The sequence below is a fragment of the Gilliamella sp. B2828 genome (genome assembly GCF_026537125.1).
Classification (GTDB): domain Bacteria; phylum Pseudomonadota; class Gammaproteobacteria; order Enterobacterales; family Orbaceae; genus Gilliamella.
Map to the genome: position 1 here is coordinate 219,909 of NZ_JAFNMU010000003.1, position 11,065 is coordinate 230,973.

The 11,065-nt window shown below is 30.8% G+C and carries 12 protein-coding genes and 1 pseudogene; 3 read left to right on the top strand and 10 right to left on the bottom strand.

The annotated features are described in order from the left end of the window. Positions 1 to 163: 163 nt before the first annotated feature. The gene (locus J3U19_RS04535; RefSeq protein ID WP_267340170.1) at positions 164 to 1,198 is read right to left on the bottom strand and encodes a threonine aldolase family protein; all 1,035 of its coding nucleotides are present in this window, start codon (positions 1,196 to 1,198) and stop codon (positions 164 to 166) included. Between the two features lie 73 nt (positions 1,199 to 1,271). Here J3U19_RS04535 and mobB point away from each other — a divergent pair, with 73 nt between their 5' ends. Beyond that, positions 1,272 to 1,766 carry a molybdopterin-guanine dinucleotide biosynthesis protein B gene (gene mobB / locus J3U19_RS04540; RefSeq protein WP_267340168.1) on the top strand — a complete coding sequence of 165 codons (495 nt, stop codon included), beginning with the start codon at positions 1,272 to 1,274 and terminating at the stop codon, positions 1,764 to 1,766. Between the two features lie 742 nt (positions 1,767 to 2,508). Next, positions 2,509 to 3,201, top strand: a complete 693-nt coding sequence (gene mtgA / locus J3U19_RS04545; protein WP_267345524.1) for a monofunctional biosynthetic peptidoglycan transglycosylase — start codon at positions 2,509 to 2,511, stop codon at positions 3,199 to 3,201. Between the two features lie 9 nt (positions 3,202 to 3,210). On the opposite strand, the gene cobB is transcribed toward mtgA, so the two are convergent. Continuing rightward, the gene (gene cobB / locus J3U19_RS04550; RefSeq protein ID WP_267345526.1) at positions 3,211 to 3,897 is read right to left on the bottom strand and encodes a Sir2 family NAD+-dependent deacetylase; all 687 of its coding nucleotides are present in this window, start codon (positions 3,895 to 3,897) and stop codon (positions 3,211 to 3,213) included. Between the two features lie 934 nt (positions 3,898 to 4,831). Between cobB and J3U19_RS04555 the strand changes: the two genes are divergently transcribed. Then, complete coding sequence (locus J3U19_RS04555; RefSeq protein WP_267340163.1) at positions 4,832 to 5,524, top strand: aspartate/glutamate racemase family protein; 693 nt, start codon at positions 4,832 to 4,834, stop codon at positions 5,522 to 5,524. Here J3U19_RS04555 and J3U19_RS04560 read toward each other — a convergent pair. The 8 genes and pseudogenes from J3U19_RS04560 to J3U19_RS04595 form a co-directional block, all read right to left on the bottom strand. Beyond that, entirely contained in the window at positions 5,514 to 5,735 is a 222-nt protein-coding gene (locus tag J3U19_RS04560) for a helix-turn-helix domain-containing protein (protein ID WP_267340162.1), read from the bottom strand. The two genes, J3U19_RS04555 and J3U19_RS04560, sit on opposite strands and share 11 nt — an antisense overlap. A 10-nt stretch (positions 5,736 to 5,745) precedes the next feature. Continuing rightward, on the bottom strand, positions 5,746 to 6,318 hold the full coding sequence (locus tag J3U19_RS04565) for a DUF2975 domain-containing protein (RefSeq protein ID WP_267340161.1): 573 nt from the start codon (positions 6,316 to 6,318) through the stop codon (positions 5,746 to 5,748). Between the two features lie 207 nt (positions 6,319 to 6,525). Further along, positions 6,526 to 7,386: an RNA polymerase sigma factor RpoH gene (gene rpoH / locus J3U19_RS04570; protein ID WP_267340160.1), complete on the bottom strand. Its 861-nt coding sequence runs from the start codon at positions 7,384 to 7,386 to the stop codon at positions 6,526 to 6,528. 138 nt (positions 7,387 to 7,524) lie between these two features. After that, positions 7,525 to 8,496 carry a permease-like cell division protein FtsX gene (gene ftsX, locus J3U19_RS04575; RefSeq protein ID WP_267340159.1) on the bottom strand — a complete coding sequence of 324 codons (972 nt, stop codon included), beginning with the start codon at positions 8,494 to 8,496 and terminating at the stop codon, positions 7,525 to 7,527. After that, positions 8,497 to 9,153 carry a cell division ATP-binding protein FtsE gene (ftsE, locus tag J3U19_RS04580; protein ID WP_267340158.1) on the bottom strand — a complete coding sequence of 219 codons (657 nt, stop codon included), beginning with the start codon at positions 9,151 to 9,153 and terminating at the stop codon, positions 8,497 to 8,499. A gap of 8 nt (positions 9,154 to 9,161) precedes the next feature. Further along, a pseudogene (ftsY, locus tag J3U19_RS04585) lies at positions 9,162 to 10,085 on the bottom strand (signal recognition particle-docking protein FtsY); the annotation flags it as partial. Positions 10,086 to 10,264: 179 nt separating this feature from the next. Then, positions 10,265 to 10,825: a pseudouridine synthase gene (locus tag J3U19_RS04590; RefSeq protein WP_267340155.1), complete on the bottom strand. Its 561-nt coding sequence runs from the start codon at positions 10,823 to 10,825 to the stop codon at positions 10,265 to 10,267. A gap of 42 nt (positions 10,826 to 10,867) precedes the next feature. Beyond that, positions 10,868 to 11,065 (bottom strand): hypothetical protein (locus J3U19_RS04595; RefSeq protein ID WP_267340154.1); only part of this gene is annotated, 198 nt, incomplete at its 5' end.

The window sequence follows — 11,065 nt, forward strand, 5'->3', positions numbered from 1 at the left end:
AACATAACATACTATAAATAAAAGATAAATATATAATTGTTATAGTGTTTTTAAAAAGTGAAAGGTAATTTCGAACATTACCCCCTTTCTTAGATAGTCTAGCGATATTTTCAATTTAAATTATATTGCGGTGAAAATAAATTTATGCAAACAAAAAAATACATTATTGCTTTCCAAATAGTGTCTTTAACTGTTTAGAAAAATTTTCAATTTCAAGTTTTTGTGTTGCCCATGAAGTACAAAAACGTAAGCAAATATGTTTTGGATCAATTTGCCCTAGATTATCTACGGTATACAGTGACACGATTTTTTTGGCAAGTTGATTAGGAAAATTAACAAACAGTTGGTTGGATTGTGGTTTAGCTGCAAATGTTAATCCTTCAGTTTCAAACAAGTTTTTTAATTTTTCAGCCATAATATTGCTATGCTTACCAAGCGAAACATAAAGATTATTTTCCATTAATGCTTCAAACTGTACAGCAACAATCCAACTTTTTGCTAGTATTGCGCCTTTCTGTTTCATATTAAAACGGAAATTATGATTGATTGTAAGATTATTAAATACCAATGCCTCACCAGCAAAAGCGCCAACTTTGGTTCCACCAATATAAAAAGCGTCGGTGTATTTAGCTAAATCTGGGAAAGTAATATCGTTATCTTTAGCTGCCAATGCCATTGCTAAACGTGCTCCATCTAAATAAAGGTAAAGATGATTTTTTTGACAAAATTGGTACAGTTTTTTCAACTCTTGTTTTGTATATAAGGTACCTACTTCGGTAGTATTTGAAATATAAACCAGTTTCGGTTGCACCATATGTTCATCACAATGAAAATCCAAAATGGGGGTAATTATTTCAGGAGTTAATTTTCCATCTTCAGTTTTGACTGTTACAACTTTGTGTCCAGTTGCTTCAATCGCTCCGGTTTCATGAACATTAATATGACCAGTTTCAGCAGCAATAACCGCCTGATAAGGTTTTAATATATGAGAAATTACCGTTAAATTAGTAATGGTTCCTCCAGCCATAAAATGTATATCGGCATTCGGTGATTTTAATATTTTCCTAATGCTATTTATTGCCTCATTACAACATTCATCTAATCCATAACCACTCAACTTTTTATTATTAATATCAATAAATTTTTTTAATAAATTAGGGTGAACTGTTTGATTATAATCATTTAAAAAATCGTACATACCATTACCTTTAATCTTGTATAAAATGATGTAATATTTACTTTTAAATATAACACGTTAGAGTTAAGAGTCTATGAATAGAAAAAAAATTATTGGAATTACAGGGTATAGCGGCAGTGGTAAAACAACATTATTAACAAAGGTGATTTCATTGCTGGTTGAGCAAGGATTTAAAGTGGCTACATTGAAACACGCCCATCACGATATTGAACTCGATATTCCCGGAAAAGATAGTTATAAATTGCGTAAAGCTGGATCTTTGCAAACTATCGTTGCATGTAATAATCGTTATGCTTTTATTTGTGAAACACCCAATAAATCAGCTGACTTGTCGACATTAATCAACCAGTTTTCAGATGTAGATATTATATTAATTGAAGGATTTAAAGATGAAATCATCCCTAAAATTATTTGTCATCGAAGCACAACTGAAAAACCACTTTTTATCGATGAATTTACTATTGCTGTTGCCAGTGATATGCCGTTAGACACTGCATTACCAGGGTTTGACATCAATGAACCGATTCAAATTGTCGAATTTATTAAAAGTTATTTTTCAATTTCATAATATAATTATTTAGATATAAAAAAACCTGAAAAGCATGTTGTTATTATTTGTTGGCATTAAGATGCGATCATTATTTTTCATTCTGAGGAACAATTTTATTAAGTTGATTTTCTGATAGATTAGATAAACTATATTCATTCATTAAATCGATTAAATAACCATTTCGTCCACAAGATGTATTGGATAAGATAAAAATAAGGAGGTAATGAAAAATTTCGATAGCACCAGCTTAATGATTAAGATTGATACCATTACTTTTTAAATTCATTTAATATTAAGACTGCTCTACAATTAAAAGAATTAATATCTGTTTTGAGATGACATGATATCTAGCATATGTAAGAAGAGTAAAATTAATAGTATAAAACCAATAAAAACAAAAATATCATCTTTTTTATCATAAAACATTTTAGTAACTGTGGACACACAAAATATGCCGATTAAGGTAAAAATTAAATCAAAATCGTCCAAGTTCGTTCCTTTTTTAATTATATTTTTATACTATTTTTAACGATGCTAATTGATGTTAAAATATCATAAATTTATTGCAAATAACATTAAATATCTTTATCAAATTTTAGAAATTATTGTTAATTTAAATTCTTATATACCACAATTATCTCAGTACGATTCATCATGTTCAGTTTTATCCAATTACCAAATTTATAAAAATTCATTTATTTAAATGTTAATATATCGTATCTTACTTACCTATTTTTAACGAAAATCTGTCTTAATCAGCATGAAATCATTATTCAAAAAAATTTTTAACATTACTAAAAAATTGATAATATTGTTTATGCTGTTATCCGTTTCACTCGTTTTATTAATGCGCTGGATTGATCCTTTTAGTTCAATGCTAATGGTAGAAAGAAAATTTTCCGATAAGAAGATTATTCAACAACGAACATGGAAAGATTGGGATCATATTTCGGATAATATTAAAATTGCGGTCATAGCCGCTGAAGATCAAAACTTTGCCAATCATTGGGGATTTGATTTTAAAGCCATTGAGCGAGCCTTAAAGCATAATCAAAACAACAAAAAAATTCGTGGCGCAAGCACTATTACTCAACAAGTAGCAAAAAATATTTTTTTATGGTCTTCGCGCAGTTGGATTCGTAAAAGTATTGAGTCTTGGTTTACTCTTGAAATTGAATTACTCTGGTCTAAAAAACGAACTCTTGAAATTTATCTAAATAGTGTTGAGTGGGGAAATGGAATTTTTGGTATAGAAGCAGCTTCACAATACTATTTTCATGTAAGTGCTAAACAGTTGACACCCTATCAAGCAAGTTTGCTCGCCGCTATATTACCTAATCCAAGAAAATGGAACCCTGCTAAACCAAATCATTATATCCAAAAAAAAGCGCAATGGATTCGTAATCAAATGAATAATCTTGGTGGTAACAATTATTTAAAACAATTAAACTAATTAAATGTTTTATATGAGATTTTTTATAAACTCCGGCACAGTTTTACTTGCTGGACCATAAATTTTTATTTCAAATAAATTTTCACCTAAACTTGGCTCTAAGTTGAGTTCAATTGTTTTTGCACTTGCTTGATTGGCTATTTGAACAAACCCCGCTGCTGGATAAACATTACCTGATGTACCAATCGAAATAAAATAATTCGTTTGCAAAAGTGCGTTATAAATTTCTTCCATTTGTAATGGAATCTCACCAAACCAAACAATATGCGGACGAATTAGTTTATTTTCATTATAATTCACATCATAATAATTATCGATTATTTGTCCTGTTTTTTCATTGCGCACTTTTAATAATTCACCATGCATATGGATAATATTTTTAGATCCGGCTTGTTCATGCAAGTTATCCACATTTTGTGTGACGATTAATACATTATCCGAACCTAACGTTTTTTCTAGTTGAGCTAGTGCAAAATGAGCGGCATTAGGTTTTACTTCAGGATTTTGTAATTTTCGACGTAACATATTATAAAAATCATGAACAGCAACCGGATTACGCATATATCCTTCGTAAGTTGCTACATCATTAACATCATGACCTTCCCATAAGCCATTTTGTGCGCGAAATGTCGATAACCCTGATTCAGCAGAAATACCTGCACCGGTTAAGATGACTATTTTTGGTGTTTTCAACATATCTATTTGCCTTTTAATTAATAAGTTAACTAATTTACTAAAAAAAACAGATTATTGGCTATAAAAGATTGATATTTTAAACCTTATTTCATCTTTCGATTCACCATCTAACCTATTGTTAATTATTATATGCACACGATAAGCTTCAAATACCATTCAATGCAAGGTTAAAATTAATGGTGTAATACCTAAACGAAATAATGGTAGAGTGAAATATTTCTGGCTTTTACAGGTAAGTACCGCTGCATAACGTAATTTTGTTTTTCTTACTCTGTTTTTAAGAAGGTATTGTAACACCAACTTTCAAATAGATAATCACGCCATGATGATTCCATTAAAAAAATCATCATCTATATAGATAACAAGATCGGGACTTCCTCCTGCCATTATGGTTTTATCATGAAGTCTAATTTGCTGAGTTTTTTATCTGCTGCATAATCTAAATTGTCATCAACAACATCAGTAATATATTTACCATCATATGTTTGAGTAATGAGATACATATCCTTATTTTGATGTTTATAAATTATCTCTTCTAATATTTTCCAACTTACTGCTCTTTTTGCTTAACAAAATAGGTTTTAAAACCATAAGCAACACTCCAATAAAAATTATTTTTGGGATCTCGACCACTATTGATGCAGTATCTTCTGATATTTTTTATCACATAAAGCTACTTATACAGGAATGACTTTAGATTCTGCAACGGTATGAAAATAAACGATCAAAAAATTATTAGTGTTATATAGCGATAATTAATGATTTCTTCATCATTAGCTTGGCATTCCTGATCCATATAATAAACATTTTGCGCCAAATATTCTTAATAAGAATCGATTAACTATATTAAAAAATTTAAATTAAACAAAATCATTATAATGTATATTAATGATATTAATGAAAAGTAATTATAAAAAAATAAGGTATTAGTAATATGAAAACAATCGGATTAATTGGTGGAATGAGTTGGGAAAGTACAGTGACTTATTATCAAGTCATCAATCAATTTATTGGCAAATCACTTGGTGGGTTACATTCAGCAAAAGCACTTTTATACAGTGTTGATTTCCAGGAAATAGAAAGTTGCCAAGCAAATAATGAATGGAATAAAAGTGCGACTATCCTAACCGATGCCGCAAAAAGATTAGAATTGGCTGGAGCTGATTTTATTATTATTTGTACAAATACTATGCATAAAGTTGCAGACCAAATTCAAAAAGCCATTACTATTCCAATCATTCATATCGCCGATGTGACAGCTAAACATTTAATCAAAGATAAAATAAAATCCATTGCATTACTTGGTACCAAATACACTATGGAGCAAGACTTTTACAAATCAAAATTAATTGAAAAAGGTTTATGTGTCTTAATCCCTGATGAAAAAGATAGAACAATCATCAACAATATTATTTATGATGAACTTTGCCTCGGGAAAATTAAACCAAAGTCTAAGCAAGTTTACCTCAATATTATTGATAAACTTGTTAAGCAAGGTGCAAAAGGGGTCATTTTGGGCTGTACCGAAATTGGTTTGTTAATTTCACAGAAAGATTATGCCATTCCTTTTTTTGATACAGCCCTATTACATGCTCAAGAAGCAGCATGGTTAGCAATTAATTCGTAAAACCTTCTTCTTTAATATGTTCTAATATATCACCTGGTTGGCAATCTAAATAGTTACAGATTGCCTCTAGTGTTGCTAATCTAATCCCTTTTACTTTACCTTGTTTAAGTAAGGATAGATTTTGCTCAGTAATATCAATAGCAGCCGCTAAATCTTTGGATTTAACTTTACGTTTAGCCAGCATTACATCTAAATTTATAATAATTGGCATGTTTAACTCCTTATACAAACTGCCGATTTTCTTCCGCTAATTGACATGCTTTTTTCAATATTTGTCCAATTAACATAATGCTAATAGCAGGAAACAATACCATAATATCACCGCTAGATAATGAAAAAGAAAAATAACGTTCAGTTTGTTTGAAACTTAAAATTAAAGTTAATAAAGGCTCAGATAAAATATTAAAAATAGACCAAGTGACCAACATTTTACCAAAAATATAGCAATGATTGGTTGACCTTTCCGAAAAGAAATCAGATTGACTATATTTTACAAAAAGCAATTTCAATTGATAAAAAGCATAAACTAAAATTAGGATTTTTGCCGTATCAATTATCACAGCTAACAAAGCTTGCCAAAAATCCAATTCTGTTGGATCAACATCAACACTATTGGATATAAAAAAAGAATATCCAGCTGATCCTAAACCAATATTTTCAATATTGAAAAAATAAAAAAGTAATGGAGCGAATGCACCAATCAGCATGGTTATAATGACTAGAGTTGTTAAGAGTGCCATAAATCTACAATATCGATTTAAGCATAAGTTTGATCGAGCTAATGTTGTGTTCATATTTATTTCCCTTTAGATAAAAACTGACCATAGTTTATCTTAGGAAAACAACAAAAACAATAAAATATTACTGTTATACAATAATATTTTATTGTTAAATATTAAATTAATATAATTCAGCAAAATCAACAGTGAGTAAAATTTAGTTATAAAAAAACCTTACTCTGTTACAAGTAAGGCTCAGGAAGTTAACATTAACGAAAAAAATTATGCTTCTATAGCAACTCGCAATTTTTTCATCGCATTTTTTTCAAGTTGGCGAATACGTTCCGCTGAAACGCTGTATTTATCAGCCAATACTTGTAATGTTGATTTACTGTCATCTGCATCTAACCAACGTGCTTTGATAATATCTTGGCTGCGTTCATCTAATTGAGATAATGCATCATGTAACTTATCTGTTGCATCATTCTCCCAATTGTCATTTTCAATTGATTTAGAGAAATCAGAATTACCATCTTCCAAATAAAGAGCGGGTGCAACAATTGAATTGTCGTCATCATCAGTATCAATATCAAACGACATGTCTTGGGCTGACATGCGCGATTCCATCTCTAAAACATCTTTACGGCTTACACCAAGTTCATCAGCAACCATATCCACTTCGGCACTGTTAAACCAGCCTAAACGTTGTTTATTCTTTCTTAAATTGAAAAATAACTTTCTTTGAGCTTTTGTCGTTGCAACTTTAACAATACGCCAGTTTTTCAGTACATATTCATGTATTTCAGCTTTTATCCAGTGTACCGCAAATGAAACTAAACGAACACCCATTTCTGGATTGAAGCGACGTACTGCTTTCATTAAACCAATATTACCTTCTTGAATCAAATCTGCTTGAGGTAAACCATAACCGGAATAACCACGGGCAATATGTGCAACAAAACGTAAATGTGACAAAATTAATTGTTTTGCAGCATCAACATCATCATGATAATAAAGCTTTTCGCCTAATGATTTTTCTTCCTCTGCAGTTAACATTGGATAAGTATTAATCATACGAAGATATGATTCAATATTTCCTTGTGGGATTAAAGCACCTACTTGCATTTTTAAATCAGTACTCATTAAATTCCCTCCTTAATTTAAACTAGTTTTGTCGCCATATTCATAATAGCAACAATATAACTGTAATATTAGACTACTAAAATATCATTTAGTTCACATTTATTATTAATTTAGTAACAAAAAACTATGCTTAAATAATTAAGCAATACGCATTGTTTTTAAATATTTCTTAGTCGATATCAGTGCAGAAAGCCAACCAAGAATTATAGAGAACAATACAATTAGTATACTTTCGTCCCATGAAAGTCCTTTAAGGGTAAATTTTGTACCAAAAATAGTAGAGACATGTAATATAATTGAATCGATTTGAAAAATAAAGACTTCTGATAAAATCAATGCTAAAATAGTGCTGATAAATCCAATTAATATACCATTATACAAAAATGGGCGTAATATAAAACCTTCAGTGGCGCCAATTAATTGCATCACCATAATGACTTGTCTACGAGCAAAAATGTTTAATCGAATACTGTTACCTATGACAAGCGAAACAGCGCCAATCATGAATATCGAAATTATCCACACTATAGATTTTACCATATCTGTTAACGCTGTTAATCGAGTAAACCAACTATCGTCAAGTTGAACATCATCAATCTCATTAATTTTAAGTAATTTAGATTGAAAAGCATGCAATATATCTGTATTTTTTGCTTCTTCTTTTGGAATAAGAATTGCTACAGCTGGTAATGGATTTTCATCCAGAAGATCAAGTGCATTGCCAAATCCTGACCATGTTTTAAATTCTTCTTTTGTTTGATCTCGGGAAAGATATTCAATATTTTCAACCTCAGGATAAGATTTAAGCTTAGAAATCAATTCAGTGGTCTGTTTTGAAGTTAACTCTTTATTTATGTACACAGTTAAATTTGGTGTTGGGTTCCACTGATTTGAAGCTTGATTAGCATTTTTCCAAAGTAAATAGCTAATTGTCGGTAATGTTATTGAAATAGCAATAACAAAAACTGTTAATAATGAGGCAAAAATATGTTGAGTAAAATTATTAAAGGTATTACGCCAAGCATAACCAATTTGTCTTCTCCAACGACAAAAAAAAATATTCTTATCTTTTCCCTTGGATTTGTTCGGTTTAAGATTACTGCTCATCATTTATTTAACCTCTAATCGCCCTTGATTTAAATGCAATATACGATACTTTTTGTGGCGAATAAGCGTCATATTGTGAGTTGCCATCAAAACAGTTACCCCTGTTTGATTAAACTCTTCAAATAGTTTTAAAATGTCTTTTGAGAGTTTATCATCCAAATTACCTGTGGGTTCATCTGCAAGTAAAACAGTAGGATGATTTACAATTGCTCGAGCAATACCAACACGTTGTTGCTCCCCCCCTGATAACTGTATTGGATAAAATTTCATTTTATTTAACAATCCAACTTTATCCAATGAGGCTGAAACTCGTCGACGAATTTCTTCGGGTGATTTTCCTAAAATAATTAATGGAATAGCAACGTTATCATAAACAGTATGATCCATTAATAATTGATGATCTTGAAAAATCATACCAATAGTACGACGTAAAAATGGCATTTCTTGTCGTTTCAATCTCGACACATCAATGCCATTTAGCAATACATTGCCATCATTGGCTTTTTCTAATCCACAAATTAGACGCATTAAGGTGCTTTTACCTGCTCCAGAATGACCTGTTAAAAATGCCATTTCTCCGGGTAATAAAGTAAAGTTTATATTTTGCAATGCCGGTTTTCCACCAGAATAAACTTTACTCACGCGTTGAAATTGGATCATTATTTCTTTTACTCTTCTGTTTGATCAAACAGAGCATTAATAAAATCCACGGCAACAAATGGTCTTAAATCTTCAATTTTTTCACCTACCCCAATATAACGAATAGGTATATTAAACTGATCAGCAATGCTAAAAATTATACCACCTTTTGCTGTCCCATCCAGTTTCGTTAATGCCATTCCTGTAACACCTACTGCCTCATTAAATAATTTGGTTTGACTAATAGCATTTTGTCCTGTACTTGCATCAATCGTTAACATAATCTCATGTGGTGCTGTCTCATCTTGCTTTTTAATGACTCTTACTATTTTTTTTAATTCATCCATTAAATGAGATTTGTTTTGTAATCGGCCCGCTGTATCTGCAATTAACACATCTATTTTTTTTGCTTTTGCTGCTTGTATAGCATCAAAAATGACTGATGCTGAATCGGCATTAGTGTGTTGAGCAATAACGGGGATACTATTACGTTCGCCCCATACTTGTAATTGTTCAACCGCTGCTGCACGAAAAGTATCACCAGCAGCTAGCATAACTGATTTGCCTTGTTGTTGAAACTGACGAGCTAACTTACCAATAGTTGTTGTTTTACCTACACCATTAACACCAACCATTAAAATAATAAATGGTTTATGATTATCAATATTAAGTGGTTTATCGACTCCATCTAATATAGATTTCATTTCTTGTTTTAAAAGCTCATGTAATGCATCTGCATCTTTTAGTTCTTTTCTAGAAGCGTGTTGAGTTAGTGTATTAATAATCTTTTGTGTTGTATCAAAACCAACATCAGCGATGAGCAATTGTTCTTCTAATTCTTCAAATAATGCATCATCAATCTTTTTTCCTCTAAATAAGTTAAGGAATCCTGATCCAATATTCTGTTTTGTTTTAAAAAGTCCTTTTTTCAAACGAGAAAAAAATCCTTCTTTTTTTTGTTCAACCATAAATTGTTTATCCCATGACAATTGCTAGTAATCATTTTATATTATTTTAAAATAAAGCCCAATGTATTCAAACAAAAGGAGTAACATTATTGATCTATTAGATCATTTTATTAAATTATAAAAAGAATAATAAGTTCTATATAAAGAATAATTAAAATTAATTACTAATAAAGATCTGAAGTTTTAATATGACACCATTTACCTAGTGGTAGTTGGTGCGTAAATAAATTATATTTGCCAATTTGAATTCTAATTAGTCGTAAGCAAGGAAAACCCACCGCTGCACACATTCGCCTAACTTGGCGATTCTTTCCTTCAGTAATAATAATGCTTATCCATGAAGTGGGTATTGTTTTACGTTCACGAATAGGAGGAACTCTCTCCCATAGCAGCGATGGTTCATCTAAAAAATCTACTATAGCTGGCGCTGTATAAAATTCCTTTAACTGAATACCTTTTCTTAGTTGATCTATAGCTTGTTGACTAACTAAACCTTCTACTTGTACCCAGTAAGTTTTTGGCAATTTAAATTTTGGTGAGCTGATTTTAGCTTGTAATTTACCATCATTTGTTAACAATAACAATCCTTCGCTATCGGTATCTAAACGTCCTGCCGGATAAAATTTTGGTAATTTTATAAAATCTTTTAATGTCTGATACTTTTCATGAGGTGAAAATTGAGTTGTGACATTAAAGGGTTTATTAAAGGCTATTAATGAGTTCATCTCATCCTGCTTTAACTTAGTTTAAATATCATCTTTAGGTTATTATACACTAAATGAATTATTGTTTAGTGGCATACTCAAACATACAAACTTCTTTAGAAGTTTGTAATTTCTGTATGCAAAAAAGCCCAGCATTCCTGCTGGGCTCTCAATATATTTAAAAGTCTGGCGGCTCCCTACTCTCACATGGGTAATACCCACACTACCATCGGCACTTCGGCGTTTCACTTCTGAGTTCGG